Source organism: Rheinheimera sp. MM224 (assembly GCF_947090785.1).
GTDB lineage: Bacteria > Pseudomonadota > Gammaproteobacteria > Enterobacterales > Alteromonadaceae > Pararheinheimera.
In genome coordinates this window covers 1,022,828-1,040,543 of record NZ_OX352320.1, presented here as the reverse complement: position 1 = coordinate 1,040,543, position 17,716 = coordinate 1,022,828, and the positions used below count along the sequence as shown (strand labels likewise).

Below are 17,716 nucleotides of genomic sequence, written 5' to 3'. Positions count from 1 at the left end.
GTATATAGGAATAATGTCCGGCACCAGTCTCGATGGAATCGATCTGGTGCTGGTTCGTTTTGGTCAGTCTGCTCCAGAAAAACTCCAGCCCGAATTACTTGACTCCCTGCTTTGCCCTTTCCCTGAACAGTTACGCCAGCAGCTAAGTCAATTGGCTCAATCCGGCCCGGGTGAACTTGAACTGATGGGTTTAGTAGAGCAGCAACTGGCATTAGCTTATGCTGATTCAGTTAAACAGTTATTAGCTAAAGCCAAAGTTAACCCAGAACAGATAAGCGCTATTGGTTGTCATGGCCAGACCATAAGGCATCGCCCTTATGTGCAGTTTCCTTTTACCTATCAGATTGGTGATATGTTCCGTTTGGCAGCTGAAACGCAAATTCGGGTTATCGCCGATTTTCGTCGTAAAGATATGGCTTATGGCGGACAAGGTGCACCTTTAGTACCAGCTTTTCACAAGGCTATTTTTGCAAAGCCTGATAGCTATCGCGCTATTTTAAATATTGGTGGTATCGCCAATGTCACCTTGTTACAACCCAATCGGCCAGTGCGGGGTTTTGATACAGGCCCTGGCAATGGTTTGATGGATAACTGGATCCAGCAACAAGGCTTAGGTTTGTATGACAAAGATGGCCTTTATGCGGCCTCTGGCGTGATACAACAGGATTTATTAACCGATCTTTTATCAGACCCCTACTTTCAGCTACAAGGCCCCAAAAGCACAGGCAGAGAGTATTTCAACGCAGAGTGGCTGGCACAAAAATTACAAGCGAAAAACTACGCTCCAGCAGATGTACAACGTACGCTGACCCGCTTTACTGCAGAGAGCATTAAAATCGCACTGGTCAATGAAGCCATAGAGGAGTTATTTGTCTGTGGTGGTGGTGCTTATAACAAAGTACTGATAAGCGACCTGCAGCAGTTATTCCCTACTGTACAACTTCAACAAACCGCCAGTTTAGGTGTGAAAGCAGACGATGTGGAAGCTATGGCCTTTGCCTGGCTGGCTTATGCCTACGACCACAAGATTCCGGGCAATATCCCTGAAGTGACAGGCGCACGAAAAGCCGTGGTATTAGGCGCGGAATTTAGTAGTTAAGCCCGCGCCCAGTATTAGTTTTGTTCCAGCAATTTTGCGATTTGTGCGGCAACCTGCCCCCAGCCTTGGCCTAAAGTTTTCACTACTTCGTCATAGCCGTCATCGGCAATAGGTAATTGCAGTTCAAAAGGCATTTGCTTGACGACAGCCCCTGTCAGCAAATGAGCCTGACCACTGATCAATACAACACCATCCGCCGTGGTATGAAACTGAGTGACCTGCACAGTCAGGCGACTATCGCCCGGACTGCTGACCTGTTGAGTCACACGCCAGTCCGTTAAAGCACCAGATAAATGTGCCTGTAAATTACGGGTCAGTTGCTGATCCAAAGCTTCAGCCCATTGGTGAGTGCGAGTCAGTTGCAGATTCACCTCGTTATTCTGATACACCAGCGCGTTGCTGTTTAAATAACTGGCGACCATCACAGGTTCTATCACCAGCACTTTACTGCTGTCGACTACAGGTGCTTTGGCAGCGACTGCTGGTAAGCGGTAATACTGCAGTTCAGACGGAGAACTGCCACAGCCAGCCAAAGCCAGACTTAAGAATACAAAAGCTAAATAACGCATTAGTTACCCTTCTCAGGTTCTGGATCTTTAGGCAGATCGGCATTAAAAATCAGTGAGTTACTTTGACTGTTCATGGTTTTAATCACAGGCTGCAAGTCACGTAATAATTGGTCCATCGATTGCAAATTGCCATTTAACCGCTCATAAGCAGGTGAACCAGGCGAAAAGCCAGCCAGTGTTTTACGCAGTTCCACCAGACTTTGCTGAATATCTGCTGGCAATTGCTGTACTGCATTGTGTTTCACCAGTTGGTCCAGTGACAGGATCAACTGTTCAGCATTTTTCAGCATTTTTTCGCTTTGCGCCAAAGTAGCTGAGCTTTGAGCTAACACATCTTCCACAGGCAGACGATTGACCTTATCCAGCACCTGCAGCACTTTTTGTTCAATATTGGCTAAACCGCTTGGGGCTGTTGGCATAATTTTCAGACCAGCGTGATCCGCTAACGCAAAAGGCGCAGGCACAAAACCTTCGCTGGAAAACTCTGGCGGCTGAGCTGTTGCCACTTGCACTTTTTCAGAGCTATCAGCATCAGCAAGGGCTGGCACATCCACTTTTACTTTAGGTGTTTCAATCACAGCATCGGTTTGCACCAGTTCGATATACAAAGCACCAGTCAGCAGACTACCGGTTTTTAATACAGCTCTTAAACCATGTTGCACTGCGGTTTCTAATTCCTGCGCCAGCTTTTTCAGGCTCATCTCACCAGCAAGCCGACCCGCTTCCACTCTTACCAACACCGGAATACCCCGTTTAAAGGCCACATCCAGCGGGTTTTCCATATTAAAAAAGTACGGAGCCATAGCCACAGTACCAATGCGTATGCCCTTATATTCCAAAGGCGCACCTGCAGTTAAACCACGAATCGACTCGTCAAAAAACATCAGGTATTCGTTGTATTCAGTGTACAAACCTTCTTTGATGGCCTTTTGATTTTTAAACAGCTGAAACTCACTGTTACTGGCCACTTTATCGCCCACAGGCCAGCCATCCAGCACATCAAAATGCACACCGCCGCTAAGCAAAGTTGCCACAGACGCCAATTCAACCCGAACCCCTTGAGCTGACACATCCAGCGCCATGCCGCTGGCTTGCCAGAAGCGTACGTTTTCAGTCACAAGGGCATCATAAGGCGCACGCACAAACAACTGATAAGTCATATGGCCTTTTTCAGCAACAAAGTTACTGGTCTCCACAGTACCCACTGCATAACCGTGATAAAGCACAGGATCGCCTACGGCCAGAGCCGTTGCATCATCACTCAACAACGTCACCCGTACCCCTGGCGCATCAGCTGGCGCTATAGGTGGGCTATCGAGCAATTCGTAATAATACTTTTGCACACTAGCTTTGCCTGGCTGCAATTCAATATAGGCGCCGGATAACAGCGTATTTAAACCACTGACACCACCACGGCCTATGGTAGGTTTAACCACCCACAATTGGGAGTCTTCATTGAGTAACGCTTCAATGCCCGGGTCCATCCGCGCTTTGATCAGTACTTTGCTTAAATCTTCAGACAGCTGCACCGACTCTACCCGACCTATATCAACACTGCGGCTTTTGATCTGAGTTTTGCCTGCCACTATGCCTTCAGCATTCAGTGTGACTAATGTAATCACAGGTCCCTGATTTTTCTGAGTGTAATAAAGCATCCAGATGCCAATAGCCACAGCTATTACTGGCACTATCCAGATAGGGGATAATTGTCGGATCTTTTTCACCGCGGCCACCCGGCCCTGCGTCTTAGCCACGCTGCTGCTCCTCTTTTTTATTCCGTTGATCCCACAATAAACGTGGGTCAAAACTCATAGCGGCGAGCATGGTGGTGATCACCACAGTCGCAAAAATTATCGCGCCCATACCAGGGTACACGCCCATCAATAAATCAAACCGTACTAAAGCAGCCAGAATAGCCACCACCAGCACATCCACCATAGACCAGCGGCCTATCCAGTCGACTAATAAATACACCCGGGTCGACAGCAACTGTCGTTTATGGCCAGTATGACTGGCTAAATAACATAACCAGAACATCACCACTATTTTCACCACGGGCACGACCACGCTGGCTAATAAAATCACAATGGCCACAGGGTAAGCACCGTCCTGCCACATCAATATAATACCGCTGATGATTGTAGACTGAATGCTGCTGCCCAAAGACACAGTTTCCATAATAGGCAGCAAGTTAGCAGGGATATACAACAGAGTTGCAGTAATCAGCCAGGCCAGAGTTTTTTGCAAGCTGGCCGGAATACGGGCCGTGACTTTAGTGCCACAACGGCCACAGTGTTTTTGTTCCAGCGGCACTATAGCAGTACAACAGCTGCAACTGGCTAAATTCAATGAAACACCGGTTTTTCCTGCAAAATGCGCAGCAACAGGCTGAGGCGCAGGAGCTATCGATTCCCACAACGCATGGCGGTCTATCACCTGAAAAGTGCGCAAATGCAACAAACAAAACAGGCAAAAAGCCCAGAAGCTCATCCCCACAGAAATATCGGCATAGACCACCAGTTTGACAAAGGCGACCAGAATACCAATAAGGAAAATATCCACCATGCTCCAGGGTTTAAGCATATAAAGCACACGAGCGGTCCAGACCAGACCGCGAACGCGGCGCACCATGCCAAGCTTGATGTAAATCACCGCCAGCATACAAAAAGCTGGTATCGCCTGAATAAATAACCAGACCAACACTGCCAGCCACTGCTGATGTTCGTTAAATAGGACAGAGGAGGTATCAAAGAAACTCATGATATGGACGTTACCCGCCACATCCATGCCAATAAAAGGAAAGAGGTTTGCTAGGATCAGCATAAACAACGAGCTTGCAGCATAGAGTACAGGACGTAATACCGGATCTTTCTGGCGCATATCCAGTAAATAACCACAGCGGCTACAGGCAGCTTCCTGACCAATAGCCAACAACGGCAATTGCTGCAATAGATCGCAGTGGCGACAAAGCACCAGTTCAGCAACAGGTTGCGCGGAAGGCGCTATACCAGACTCCAGATCAGACAAAAAGATTCCTTTATAAATGCCTACTGCGAATAGCGCTATTGTAAGCAAAAAAAATGGGGTCAGTTCACATTATTTATGTTTAATAATGTGACCTGACCCCATTTTCAATAAATTACTGTTTATTCAACAGCTTTAGATACACCAACCATAGCTGGACGTACTAAACGACCATTCAGCTCGTAGCCTTTTTGCATGACAAAAGTCACAGTGTTTGGCGCTACATCAGCACTTGGCTGAATAGACATGGCCTGATGGAATTCAGGGTTAAACGGCTGACCTTGTGGATCAATTTGCTGCACACCGTTTTTCGCCAGCGTATCCAGTAAACCTTTCAGGGTTAAATCCACGCCTTCACCCAGAGCTTTCTGGCTGTCGTCTTCGCGATTTAAGAAAGTTAAAGCACGCTCAAGGTTATCTACAACCGGCAACAAATCACCAGCGAAACGCTCCAACGCAAATTTATGGGCTTTTTCAACATCCATAGCTGAACGACGACGGCTGTTGTCTGCTTCAGCTTTAATTCTAAGCATTAAATCATGCTGCTCTGCCAACTGGGCTTTTGCCTGCTGTAATTCTGCATCCAGCTTTGCAATAAGTTCCTGCTCCGGCGTCAGTTCTACGACTTGTTGCTCTGCCGCTGCTTCCGCAGCCTGTTGTTGTTCAGTTTGCACTTTATCTTGCTCGCTCATTAGTTACTACTCCACCATAGGTTGGCTTATTATGGGGATTGATTAAGATGATTCAAGTTAAAAAACATTTGTTGTGCTACAGCTTCAACTAAAGGCACAAAACGACCATAGTTCATCCGGCGTGGTCCAAGCAAGGCGATAAAGCCATGTGGCTCCGAGCGGTAGCGTGCACAAATCAAACTCACCTTGGCTAAAGGTTCAATACCAGACTCACGCCCCAGTATTAATTTTGGTTGCTCATCCTGAGTGATAGGCGTCAATAACTTCACCAGACAAGATGGATTATCTAAAAGTTCGATCACTTGCTGCAATTGTGGGTCGCGGTGATAATCAGTAGCTTGCATCAGTTGGTGCTGACCATAAATCAGCGGTTGATGTTGCTGCATCTCATCCAGACTCAGTTGCGCCATAGCGGTTTTCACTAAAGACTGCACAGTACCGCATTCTTCCTTTGCTATTAATGCTAAACGTGAAATACCATCCAACCAATCCTGACCACATAAAGCTGCATTGAGTAAACACAAAACCCGGCTTAAGGTTGGATTATCAATTAAATCGTCGTGAAACAACACACGGTGCAAAATATCACCGTCTTCGTCTATGACCACCAGCAAGAGTCGCTGCGTGGCTAAACGCACTAAATCCACCTGCCGTATTACCCTGCCCTGACCTTTAGGCGCACTAACAATACTAACCATACCTGTTAAGTTGGCTAGCAGCTGGCCGGCTTGCTGACATAATAAAGAAACTGGTAATTGCGGTGGCAAATTCACCTGAATAGCATCCAGCCAACGACCTGTTAAAGGCTCCAGCTGCAACATTTTATCGATAAATAAACGGATACCCGAAGTGGTAGGCACACGACCAGCTGAGGTGTGAGGAGAGCGGATAAAACCCTGCTGCTCCAGCAACATCATAGTATTGCGCACTGTGGCTGAACTGACGCCAAGCTCTGACTGCTCACACAACAGCTTAGACGACACCGGCATGCCGTCCGTCAAGTACTGCTCGACTATGAGTTTTAATATCAGTTCTGGTCTGCTTAACTGAACCACTACAGCTGTTACTCCGGTTAATAAGACGGTGCAGAATACTGCTCATTTATACTGCTAGATATTGTGGGGTCATTATTTAAAAATTCAAGCCTTGCCCTTAGTCCGCTGTCTGTACACAAAGCCTGTTCGCTGCCAGAAACTATGGGTATACTCAAACGGCATTTTGAAAGGAACACTCATGAGTCAAAACCCAGGCAGCGCATTTCAAACCATTGGCCTCATTGGCAAACCTAATCATCCGGGCGCCAATACCACCCTTATCAGCCTGTATCAGTTTTTAACTGCACGGAAGTTAAAGGTCTATGTGGAAGAAAAAGTGGCTGAATCGTTAGCCTTGCCCGATGTGCAGGTGATGGATTTAGTCGAACTGGGTAAAAACTGCGATCTGGCTATAGTGGTGGGTGGTGACGGCAATATGCTCGGTGCTGCCCGCGTGCTGGCTCGTTTTGGTGTGGCTGTATTGGGTGTAAACCGCGGTAACCTGGGTTTTCTAACTGACTTATCACCGGAAGATTTTGAAACACCTTTAGCTGCTGTGTTAGCAGGTAATTTTGTCACTGAAAAACGTAATCTGCTGGAAGTGGAAGTCTATCGCAATGACTGCGTCAAAAGCAGTAACAGCGCTGTGAACGAAGCTGTATTACACGCCGACAAAGTAGCGCATATGATTGAGTTTGAAGCTCATATCAATGGCGAATTTGTCTTTAGTCAGCGCTCAGACGGTTTAATTGTCAGCACTCCAACAGGTTCTACCGCTTATTCATTATCAGGTGGCGGCCCTATTCTGACACCTGAGCTGGATGCAATGAGTTTAGTGCCAATGTTCCCCCATACCTTAAGCAGCCGTCCTTTGGTGGTATCCGGTACCAGCGAAATAGTATTAAAAGTATCGCCCAGTAACGACGCGCATTTACAGGTCAGCTGCGACAGTCATGTGATTTTGGCGGTGATGCCGGGTGATGAAATCCGTATTCGTAAACATCCGAAGCCGCTGAAACTGGTGCACCCGCCTGGTTACAGCTACTTTAACGTGCTGCGTAACAAGCTCGGTTGGGGCAGTAAACTCTACTAAAAAATCTCTTCACCACTCCCTTGCTAAAACCCGAATTACTGTATAAATTAACAGTTATTCAGTATAAGGGAGTTGGACCATGCTCAACCATCTGCATATCAGCAACTTTGCCATAGTACGCGCGCTGGAACTCGACTGGCGTGGCGGTATGACCACCATTACAGGCGAAACAGGCGCAGGTAAATCTATAGCTTTAGATGCCTTGTCTTTATGTTTAGGCGACCGTGCCGATGGTTTAGTGGTACGCCCCGGTTGTGATAAAGCCGATATAGTGGCTACTTTTGATATCAGTCAGTTGGGTGCAGCTCAGCATTGGCTGGCCGAACAAGATCTCGCCATGGGCAACGAATGTATAGTGCGTCGTGTGGTGGGCAGCGAAGGCCGCTCCCGCGGTTATATCAATGGCGTACAAGTGCCGGCTCAACAACTTAAAGCTTTGGGCCATCATCTGCTGAGTATTCATGGTCAGCATGCCCATCAACTGTTATTAAAATCAGATCACCAGCGCCAGTTACTGGACGCTTATGCCAATACCCAATCTGCTTTAGCCGACTGCCGCCAATACTGGAAGGCCTGGCAGCAATTAAAGCTGGAATATGGCGAGCTACAAAGTAGTCAGCAGCAACGTGAAGCACAACGGCAGTTGCTGGAGTATCAGGTGGCTGAGTTGGACCAGTTTGCCCCAGGTACAGATGAGTTTGCTGAACTCGAAACTGAACATCAGCGTTTAAGCAACAGTCACAGTTTAATCCAGGCCAGCCAACAAGCCTTGCAACTGGCGTATGACGATGAAGATGCCAACAGCTATCGTTTATTAAGTCATGCGTGTCAGCAACTGGACGACTATATCGAAGTAGATCCGGCTTTAGCTCCTATTCATCAGATGCTGAGCGAAGCTTTAGTACAAATTGAAGAAGCAGGCCGCGAATTACGCCGTTACAGCGAAAAAGTAGATATAGACCCGGAACGTTTAGCAGAAATTGACCAGCGCCTGGGGCAGTGGCTCAGTTTAAGTCGTAAACATCAAATTCCAAACGATCAGCTGGCCTTATTCCATCAGCAATTATCCCAGCAGTTATCAGAACTGGCTGGTGATGATGATCGCATAGTTGAACTTCAGCTTGAAATTCAGCAGGCGCAGCAACTCTATTGTCAGGCTGCAGAAATAGTGTCTGAACTGCGTAAATCTGCTGCTTTGGAGTTGTCCGATAAAATTGCCCGCAGCATGGCCGAATTGAGTATGGCCAACGGTAAATTTTATATTGCGGTTGAAAGTGCCGGTATAGATAAAGCCAACGCATCCGGCTGGGATCAGGTCGATTTTCTGGTCAGCACCAACCCAGGCCAACCTTTACAGGCACTGCACAAAGTAGCATCAGGTGGTGAATTATCCCGTATCAGCCTGGCTATTCAGGTGATTTTGGCAGGCAAAGTCACTACTCCTACCTTGATTTTTGATGAAGTAGACGTGGGCATCAGCGGCCCTGTTGCCGCTGGTGTAGGCCGCTTGTTACGCCAGTTGGGAGAATCCACTCAGGTGATTTGTGTCACTCACTTACCTCAAGTCGCAAGTCAGGGCCATCACCAGTTATTTGTCGAGAAATACACTGACGGTATTGCAACAGAAACCCGTATTCGTGAACTGGCAGACGAAGAACGGGTGCAGGAAATAGCCCGCTTACTGGCAGGTGAAAATGTCAGCGCTAATGCGATTGCCAACGCCCGAGAGCTGTTATGTGCTCCTTAACATAGCTTTACATCAATTATTTTTAACAGGCACGAACTTAGCCAACACACTTAGGTCTGATTAAGGCTTTAATTTCAGCCCATGCTTGCGGTATGATGCCGACAGACTTATTCAGATGAAGAGACAGATGAAAGCAGTAGTGAAAACGGCCCTTGTGTTGGCCACAGCATTGACTCTGGGTGCTTGCAGTAGTTGGATTTACCGGATTGATATACCACAAGGTAACTTTCTGGAACAAAAAGACATCGATAAACTGCGTGTTCAAATGACCAAAGAACAGGTTCGCTTTGTATTAGGTAACCCTGTTGCAGAAAACGCTTTCGACGACGACATCTGGCATTATTTTTATGCGCTAAAAGGTGGTCGTGGCGATAACTTTGAAAAGCAAATGGTCATCAATTTTAAAGACGACAAGCTGGTTGATATTACCGGTGATTTCACCAAACCAGCCAACTTTAATACGCCTTTAGACAAAGTCCAGTAACCACACTGCATATGGGGGCAGATCAAATCATCTGATCACCCCCATGTTTCGATCAATCGTGCGCTTGCTCATTAGCCTGAGGTCTGCCACCTGTTGTTTTATTTGCTCTGCCTTCGTCCTTGGCTTTTTCAGCACGGCGACGACGCATATCTTTAGGATCGGCAATTAAAGGCCGATAAATTTCAATTCTGTCGCCCGCCTTTGGCACTTCATTCAGTTTGCAGGTCCGGCTCCAGATCCCGACTTTATTCTGACTTAAGTCAATTTCAGGAAAAGATGACAACATACCGGACAGCTGAATAATCTGCTCCACAGTAGCTGCAGCATCCACAGTTAAACTCAACAAACTTTGTTTAGCTGGTGTGGCATAAGCCAGCTCGACAGCTTTAGTTTCAGCCATGCTGTTCTCCGTACACTTGTTTTGCTCTTTGTGTAAAAGCACCGACCATAGCCGCTGTTAACTCATTAAAAATTTTACCAAAAGCAAACTCGACTATTTTATTGGAAAACTCAAAATCCAATGCCAGCACCACTTTACAAGCTTCATCGCTGAGCGGAACGAAGGTCCAGCCACCGGATAAAGCTTTAAAAGGTCCAGACTCCAATTGCATCTGAATTTGCGAGTTTGTCACCAGGGTATTGCGAGTGGTGAACTCCTGACTGATACCGGCTTTTTTCACCTGTAACTTAGCCAGCATCTGATCTGCAGACTGCTGCAAAATTTGTGCTTTGGCACAACCGGGTAAAAATTCCGGATAACGTGGTACATCGTTCACCAGCTCAAACATCTGGCGCGCGCTGTAAAAAACCAGTGCGCTGCGCTCAATTTGTGGCATACTCTCTCCCCTTAATGCAGGCGGCGATTGTAACAGATCTGGCCGTAGCCTCAATGTCCCAGGCGTAAGCCTTTTGCCATTAAATTCCTTGGCTTTTAAGAGTTAATTCGTTCGCAAAGATGAGCAAAAAACAAAGCAGCAAAAATCAGGGCGGCACCATAGCCCAAAATAGAAAAGCACGACACGACTATTTCCTCGAAGAGCGTTTCGAAGCAGGTATGTGCCTGCAAGGCTGGGAAATAAAGAGTATTCGTGAAGGCAAAGTGAATTTGTCCGACTCGTACGTCATTTTAAAAGATGGCGAAGCTTTTTTAATTGGTGCACAAATTCAGGCGCTGCACAGCGCATCCTCTCACGTGGTCTGCGATCCAGAGCGCTCACGCAAGCTGTTGCTGAACAAACGTGAACTGAACAAACTGGTCGGTAAAAAAGAGCAAGACGGTTACACCTTAATAGCCACTTCCATGTACTGGAAAGCCTGTTGGGTGAAGCTGGAATTCCATCTGGCCAAAGGTAAAAAGCACTTTGATAAGCGTGACGACATCAAAGACAGAGACTGGTCGCGTGAAAAAGAACGCATGATGAAGCACAGCAAAAGATAATTACAGCCGGGTTCTTACCCACTTCAGCTTGAGATTGTTCAAATCATCACCATATAGAGTAATAACAGCCAAACGCAGCAAGAAAAGACCAGTTCTTACCTTGCCGCGTTGAACTGCAGAGCGTAGAATGCGCTCAACACAGAAGTGTTCAGAAGTACTAAAGAATTCGGGGCCGATACTGGATTCGACGGGATTCACGAACTCTTAGGTGCATGCCGAGGTGCGGTAGGCCTCGTAAAAAAGCCGCAAACTAGTAGTCGCAAACGACGAAACATACGCACTCGCTGCCTAATAAGCAGTAGAGCGCTCTTCCCCTCACGCATGCCTATAAGCTGAGACTCTGGAAGATCACCCCTAATAGGATCGCATGGCGGCTTTGTCTGGAGCCAAGATGCTAAAACCAATCAGACTCGCCCGACGATAGCCTGCCAGCTGGCGCTCATAGGGTTAACTAAATAACTGGATAAGCATGTAGTACCGACGATCTAGGTTTTTCGGACGGGGGTTCAAATCCCCCCGGCTCCACCAATAAAGCAAAAGGCCATCGCAAGGTGGCCTTTTGCTTTACCTTTATCACGTATCAAGACAAGTAACCAACCCCCTACTTCCCCTTCCCCAGCAACCAACCATAAATATCCCAGCCTTCGTACACTTGTCGCCAGGCGTCGTGTTCGGCTTGTTCCAGCATGCTAAAACGCACATTGGTGTGGCCTAACTGGCGCAGCGTCTCTATGCCTGGGTAGATATTATCTTTATTTATAGCCGAATCGCGGCCTGCTGCTATCACCCAAAGTGGTAGCTTAGCCGCAGCTATAGATGGCATTAAATCCGGATGACCCCAGGCGACTACAGGAGCAGCGGCAGCGAATAACTCCGGGTGTTTGCTGGCCATATACCAGGTACCAAAACCACCGTAGCTGATGCCGGAGATATAAAGACGTTTGGCATCTGTGTTGTAATTTTTCTGCACAGTCGCAAGCATGGCCAATAAATCCTGCTCAGCCTTCTCCCAGCCATTTGGCAATAACACTGGCACTTTCGACATATCAGCTACAGCTTTAGCTGGTGCTATGGCTTTATCAGATGGGAACATCACTGGGCGTGGCGGTACGCCATCCGCTAAGCGCTGCGGAATATCGGCTTTACTACGGTTGGCGATATAAGGCAGCTTACCCATATCAAACATCTGCAATTGCGGCACTATCATAATAAAAGGCAGGTCGCGTTTTTGGATCCAGGCTTCATATAAAGGACCGTGGATCATAGTGTAATCCAGCTCGTCCAGACCGTTGCCACGTTCGCCGTTGCCGTGCAAAAACAGCAAGACTGGCCATTTTTGCGCAGCTTTTTGATCATAACCTTGAGGCAAATAGACAAAATACTGCCGCTTTAAGCCATCGACTGTGCTTTGATAATCTTGTCTTAGCAGCTGCGCTTCTGAAGCAGATGCAACACCGGACAATAAGACAACACATAAACATAGAATTCTGAACAACATAACTACTCCTTTTTCTTATCGAGTTGCAGGACTGCAGACTTCAAAAGCTCAGATCGGATCCCACAAGCCACATTCCATCAGAGCCACACCCCATGCTCGCCGACTTTGTGCTTTTTGTCACCACAACAAAAAGCGATTTAAGCTAAATCCCCCGTAAATTCAGTTGGCTCCGCAATTCGACAGCGATAAAGCTGTTCACTATGCTTAGCGGCGAATAAACAACCAAACCCGGAGGACTTTTTATGAGATGGCTGTCTAGGATCTGTGTGTCAGTACTTTTCATCTTTACCGCATCAGGCTTTGCGGCAGTGACCGAAAAAAAGGTGCAGTTGCCCAATCAGCTTGGCAGTGCGGTAATTTACGGCAATGACAGCATTAAAAATCAGGGCACCGGCGTTATTGTGATCCACGAATGGTGGGGCTTTAATGACTATGCTCGCAGCAGAGCCAAAATGTTGGCCGAATTGGGCTACACCAGTATTGCTGTCGATATGTATGGCACAGGCAAAGTGGCCGATCATCCAGACAACGCCATGGCCTTTATGGAAGAAGCGATGAAGGATCCGGAGAAAATTAATGCCCGTTTTGAAGCTGCTATGACCTTATTAAAAGCAGAATCAGGTGTCGATGCCAGCCGCATTTACGCTATGGGTTATTGTTTTGGTGGTGGCGTGGTACTGAATCAGGCCCGCATGGGTAAAAACCTTGCCGGAGTGGCCAGTTTCCATGGCATGTTAACCTCAAAAAAATTCAAAGCTGATGCTACTACTTTGAAAGCTAAAATTCTGGTGGCCCATGGCGGCGCTGATCCTTTTGTGCCGCCAGAACAAGCCAGCAGCTTTGTCACTGAAATGCTGGGGGCTGGCGCTGACTTAGATTTTCGGGTGTACCCCGGCGTCAAACATAGCTTTACCGTGCCGCAAGCCACAGCCAAAGGTGAAGCTTTTGGCATGCCTTTTAAATACGACGAGCACGCTGATAAAGACAGCTGGGCAGCATTGTTGCGTATGCTGGAGCAAAAATCATAACAGCGCCTGCGGGCGCTTTCCAAAGACTGTACCGCTGTTAACGCCAATACAGGCTAAATCACTAAATACCTGCTTTGTTTCAGCTTTTTATTTAAAAGCTTTCAAAATTGCAGTTACACTCAATTCATATCTTTTGTCTGGAATTTTTGTATGCGGGCAGTTTTTCCACCCAACGAAGCAGAACGTTTAGCCACACTTTATACGCTGAATATTCTTGATACAGCACCTGAAGCAGCCTTCGATGCGCTGGTTCAGCTGGCAAGCCACATATGCCAGACCCCTTGTGCTGTGCTGACTCTGGTGGATAAAGACAGACAATGGTTTAAAACTAAAATTGGCTTTGATCATCATCAAACCCACAGAGATATTTCTTTTTGTGCCCATAGCATTTTAGAACCAAACGAACTGACTTATGTCCCGGATGCCAGTAAAGACCCACGTTTTGCCGATAACCCGGATGTCACCAAACCTGACGGTATACGTTTGTATGCTGGCGCGCCTCTGACTTTGAGTAACGGTGCCGTATTGGGCACTTTATGTGTGGTGGACAGCAAGGTCAGAGAGCTGACAGCGGAGCAACGACAGGGTTTAAGTTTGCTGGGTATGCAGGCTGTGCAGCTACTCGAAGCGCGGCAGAAAGCTGAACTTTATTATCAGCAACAACGAACGTTGACGACAGTCATCAATCACGCCCCCGTGCTGTTAGGCCAGATAGATACCCATTTTCGTTATGTATTCTGTAACCACAAATACGCCGAATGGTTTGGAATTGAACCTGATTTCGCGGTGGGAAAAACTATTTTGCAGGTCTTTGGTGAAGCTCCTTTTGCTGAGGCAAAACCTTCACTTGAAAAGTGCCTTGCGGGGGAAACAGTTTCTTTTCAAGCCAAGCCCGCAAATGGTCAAATTTTTGATGTCAATTTTGTGCCACAAAAAAACCATAAAGGTCTGGTCGAAAGCATTATCATAATTGCCGCTAACGTCACCGAAGTGCATCAGCAGCAGTTACAAATTAAGCAAGAACATGACCGGATGGATGCCATTATCAACGGCTCCAACCTCGGCACCTGGGAATGGAATGTGCAAACCGGCACAACAATTTTTAATGAGCGCTGGTTTACTCTGATTGGCTTAACGTCAAAACAACAGACCTCTGTCGATTTATGGGCTGAATTATCACATCCTGAGGATTTAATACGCTGTACAGAGCAGCTGGAGCAGCATTTCGCCAAACTTACGCCCTATTATGACTGCACCTTTAGAATGAAACACAAGGCTGGTCATTGGGTTTGGATCCATGCCATTGGTAAAGTCATGAGCTGGACAGCCGAAGGCGAACCGTTGCTGATGTTTGGGGTGCACTCCGATGTCACTACAGCTTTGGAAAAAGAAACAGAAATTTTAGAAACACGCTCCTGGCTGCAAGCCATTATTGACTCCTCTACAGAAGTAGCGCTGATATCTACCGATCCACTAGGCACCATAAGGCTGTTTAATACAGGAGCTGAGCGCATGCTCGGCTATGGCGCAGATGAATTGGTGGGTAAACATAGTCCGGCTTTGTTTCACGACCCTGCAGAAATCACAGCTCATGCTCAGGTACTGAGCAAGAAGTACGGCCAAAACATACAGGGCTTTGATGTTTTTGTGCACCATGCCCGCCAGGGTCAAAGCGAAACCCGGCAGTGGAGTTACGTCTGTAAAAATGGCGACCGCAAACAAGTACGGCTAAGTGTGTCGGCGATGCGGGATGAACACAACGCTATCCGCGGATTTTTAGGTGTGGCTATAGATATTACTCAGCTGGAGCATTTAAATCATGCCTTGCTGATGAGTGAACAGCGTTACCGCTCCATGCTGGATAATTTACCTGGTGTAGTGTACCGCTGCCGTAACGATGAACATTGGACTATGTTGTTTGTCAGTGATGAAGTATTTGCCTTAACGGGTTACAAAGCCCAACAACTGATCCGCAGCAAAGAAATCAGTTTTGCCGAACTGAATTACCCTGATGATGCAGAGCATACAAATAGTGCAGTACAACAAGCCCTGGCTAACCAGCAACGTTTTAATGTTGAATACCGGCTCAGGCACAAAGATGGCAGCCTGCGCTGGGTGCAGGAGCTGGGTCAGGGTGTTTATGATGACAACGGCGAGCTACTGTATATCGATGGTTTTATCTGGGATGTAACCCAACAACACGAAGCCTTGCAGGCATTAAGTGCCAGTGAGCAAAAGCTTTCATCGCTGTATAAAATGGCACCTCTGGCTATAGTACTGAACCGGTTTACCGACGGTGCTTTTATTGAGGCTAACCCTGAGTTTTATCGCATGCTGGGCTATAAAGACCAGCCGGATTGCTCTGACGCACCATCCAGTGCCGGTTATGCCACCATGGCAGCAGATCAAATGACTCAGTTACAACACAACGGACGTTATGGCCCATTGGAGCAGGAAATACAGCATCAGGACGGTCATTTTGTGCCTGTGTCAGTGACGGGAGTGCTGATCCAGAACCACGAGGGGGAGCAGCAGATCTGGTCCATTCTTCAGGACATTACCGAACGGCGTCGTATCGAACAGATGAAAAACCAGTTTGTTTCTATGGTCAGCCATGAACTGCGTACTCCGCTGACCTCGATTTCTGGCTCTTTAGCTTTAGTGACAGGCGGCGTTTTAGGACCTGTGCCAGGCCCTATGGTTTCAATGCTGGATATAGCCAAAGATAACAGCTCCCGACTCAGTCAGTTGATTAACGATCTGTTGGACATAGATAAGCTGGTCGCAGGTAAAATGCATTTTGATTTGAGCCTGTGCCTGATTTCGGACCTACTGGAAAAGTCGGTGCAAAGTAACCAGCCTTACGCCGATAAGTATGGAGTTCAGCTGCAACTGACGGAACAACAGGACGCTATGGTGATGGTAGACGCCATGAGATTTCAGCAAATTATGGCTAATTTATTGTCCAATGCTGCAAAATTTTCACCTGCTGGCTCTGTCGTGAAGGTGCGTTCTTTGTTAGTTGGCGATGAAGTCCGGGTAGAAGTTGAAGATGAAGGTCCTGGTATACCTGATGAATTTAAAGATCATATGTTTGAGAAGTTCTCGCAAGCTGACGGGGCTGACAGCAGACAAAGTGAAGGCACAGGTTTAGGTTTATCCATAGTCAAAGAACTGATTGAGCATATGGATGGTAAAGTGGGCTTTTACAATCTGACGCCTACCGGGAGTTGCTTTTACCTCAATTTTGCGCAAGCGAAACAAGCCAGTCTGAATCAGCCGAAAATACTGGTAGTAGAAGATGATCCTCACGTCGCGGGCTTTATTATGCAGCTGCTACAGACTCAGGGTTATCAAAGCCACTGTGCCACCACCCTAAAAGAAGCCGTCACAGCTTTAGATCAGGATTTATATCAGGCTATTACTCTGGATTTGAATTTGCCTGATGGTCACGGTTCAGCTCTTTTTGCAGAACTGCGTAGCCGCAGTCACTATCAATCCACGCCGGTGTTGATCATCAGTTCAGAATCCAAAGACAACCATACCCAGTTGCTGGGAGGAGTCCATGCATTGGACTGGCTGGATAAACCTGTCTCTCCTTCTTCGTTATTGGAGAAACTGGAGCTGTTATTGGGCGCAGATAAACACCAGAACACCAGAATTTTGCATGTAGAGGATGACCCACATCTAGGCCAAATTCTGGCCTTACATCTGGCGGACTTCGCCTCTTCAGTGCAAGCCACCAGTGTAAAATCAGCCATGCAGTTGCTCAACAGTCAGCGTTTTGATCTGGTCATACTGGATATTGGTTTGCCGGATGGCTCAGGGCTGGAATTGTTACCTGAACTGGCACTACGTCAGCCACAAACGCCTGTGGTCATTTGGTCGGCTCAGGAGCTTAATCAGGCACAGCGACATCAGGTCGATTTAGTGCTGGCAAAAAGCCGGATCGACTTACCGGCATTATTGCAGCAACTGAAAAACTTATTAGCTCCCGCTCCGTAAGTCTG

The 17,716-nt window shown here is 47.2% G+C and carries 15 protein-coding genes and 1 other RNA gene; 8 read left to right on the top strand and 8 right to left on the bottom strand.

Translation table 11 applies throughout. The features are described from left to right. Window positions 1–13 precede the first annotated feature (13 nt). On the top strand, window positions 14–1,099 hold the full coding sequence (locus OM978_RS04875; RefSeq protein ID WP_413690921.1) for an anhydro-N-acetylmuramic acid kinase: 1,086 nt from the start codon (window positions 14–16) through the stop codon (window positions 1,097–1,099). A 14-nt stretch (window positions 1,100–1,113) separates the two neighbouring features. Here OM978_RS04875 and OM978_RS04870 read toward each other — a convergent pair whose 3' ends face one another. The 5 genes from OM978_RS04870 to hrcA form a co-directional block, all read right to left on the bottom strand. Next, window positions 1,114–1,668 carry a membrane integrity-associated transporter subunit PqiC gene (locus OM978_RS04870; RefSeq protein WP_264345772.1) on the bottom strand — a complete coding sequence of 185 codons (555 nt, stop codon included), beginning with the start codon at window positions 1,666–1,668 and terminating at the stop codon, window positions 1,114–1,116. Next, the gene (gene pqiB / locus OM978_RS04865) at window positions 1,668–3,422 is read right to left on the bottom strand and encodes an intermembrane transport protein PqiB (RefSeq protein WP_264345771.1); all 1,755 of its coding nucleotides are present in this window, start codon (window positions 3,420–3,422) and stop codon (window positions 1,668–1,670) included. Before pqiB ends, OM978_RS04870 begins: the two co-directional genes overlap by 1 nt. After that, window positions 3,415–4,695: a PqiA/YebS family transporter subunit gene (locus OM978_RS04860; protein WP_264345770.1), complete on the bottom strand. Its 1,281-nt coding sequence runs from the start codon at window positions 4,693–4,695 to the stop codon at window positions 3,415–3,417. The genes pqiB and OM978_RS04860 overlap by 8 nt, the downstream gene beginning before the upstream one ends. Window positions 4,696–4,814: 119 nt before the next feature. Further along, complete coding sequence (grpE, locus tag OM978_RS04855; protein ID WP_053425312.1) at window positions 4,815–5,384, bottom strand: nucleotide exchange factor GrpE; 570 nt, start codon at window positions 5,382–5,384, stop codon at window positions 4,815–4,817. Between the two features lie 29 nt (window positions 5,385–5,413). Then, window positions 5,414–6,439: a heat-inducible transcriptional repressor HrcA gene (hrcA, locus tag OM978_RS04850; protein ID WP_264345769.1), complete on the bottom strand. Its 1,026-nt coding sequence runs from the start codon at window positions 6,437–6,439 to the stop codon at window positions 5,414–5,416. Window positions 6,440–6,617: 178 nt separating this feature from the next. Here hrcA and nadK point away from each other — a divergent pair, with 178 nt between their 5' ends. The 3 genes from nadK to OM978_RS04835 all read left to right on the top strand — a co-directional run bounded on the left by nadK (window position 6,618) and on the right by OM978_RS04835 (window position 9,742). After that, the gene (nadK, locus tag OM978_RS04845; protein ID WP_233010493.1) at window positions 6,618–7,511 is read left to right on the top strand and encodes an NAD(+) kinase; all 894 of its coding nucleotides are present in this window, start codon (window positions 6,618–6,620) and stop codon (window positions 7,509–7,511) included. A gap of 79 nt (window positions 7,512–7,590) precedes the next feature. Then, window positions 7,591–9,258: a DNA repair protein RecN gene (recN, locus tag OM978_RS04840; RefSeq protein WP_264345768.1), complete on the top strand. Its 1,668-nt coding sequence runs from the start codon at window positions 7,591–7,593 to the stop codon at window positions 9,256–9,258. A 127-nt stretch (window positions 9,259–9,385) separates the two neighbouring features. Continuing rightward, on the top strand, window positions 9,386–9,742 hold the full coding sequence (locus OM978_RS04835) for an outer membrane protein assembly factor BamE (protein WP_264345767.1): 357 nt from the start codon (window positions 9,386–9,388) through the stop codon (window positions 9,740–9,742). Window positions 9,743–9,794: 52 nt separating this feature from the next. Here the strand turns inward: OM978_RS04835 and OM978_RS04830 are convergent, their stop codons facing one another. Together OM978_RS04830 and OM978_RS04825 are read right to left on the bottom strand one after the other, a co-directional pair. After that, entirely contained in the window at window positions 9,795–10,142 is a 348-nt protein-coding gene (locus OM978_RS04830; RefSeq protein ID WP_264345766.1) for an RnfH family protein, read from the bottom strand. Then, window positions 10,135–10,578 (bottom strand): type II toxin-antitoxin system RatA family toxin, encoded by a 444-nt coding sequence (locus tag OM978_RS04825; RefSeq protein WP_264345765.1) that lies wholly within the window; start codon window positions 10,576–10,578, stop codon window positions 10,135–10,137. Before OM978_RS04825 ends, OM978_RS04830 begins: the two co-directional genes overlap by 8 nt. Before the next feature lie 119 nt (window positions 10,579–10,697). On the opposite strand from OM978_RS04825, the gene smpB reads away from it, so the two are divergent. Then, window positions 10,698–11,180 (top strand): SsrA-binding protein SmpB, encoded by a 483-nt coding sequence (gene smpB, locus OM978_RS04820; protein ID WP_008897453.1) that lies wholly within the window; start codon window positions 10,698–10,700, stop codon window positions 11,178–11,180. Window positions 11,181–11,348: 168 nt separating this feature from the next. Continuing rightward, window positions 11,349–11,708, top strand: a transfer-messenger RNA (tmRNA) gene (gene ssrA / locus OM978_RS04815). A gap of 73 nt (window positions 11,709–11,781) precedes the next feature. Here the strand turns inward: ssrA and OM978_RS04810 are convergent. After that, window positions 11,782–12,678, bottom strand: a complete 897-nt coding sequence (locus OM978_RS04810; protein WP_264345764.1) for an alpha/beta hydrolase-fold protein — start codon at window positions 12,676–12,678, stop codon at window positions 11,782–11,784. A gap of 266 nt (window positions 12,679–12,944) precedes the next feature. On the opposite strand from OM978_RS04810, the gene OM978_RS04805 reads away from it, so the two are divergent. Then, the gene (locus OM978_RS04805) at window positions 12,945–13,706 is read left to right on the top strand and encodes a dienelactone hydrolase family protein (RefSeq protein WP_264345763.1); all 762 of its coding nucleotides are present in this window, start codon (window positions 12,945–12,947) and stop codon (window positions 13,704–13,706) included. A gap of 150 nt (window positions 13,707–13,856) precedes the next feature. Then, window positions 13,857–17,711, top strand: coding sequence for a PAS domain S-box protein (locus OM978_RS04800; RefSeq protein WP_264345762.1), 3,855 nt, complete (start codon window positions 13,857–13,859; stop codon window positions 17,709–17,711). Window positions 17,712–17,716: the final 5 nt, after the last annotated feature.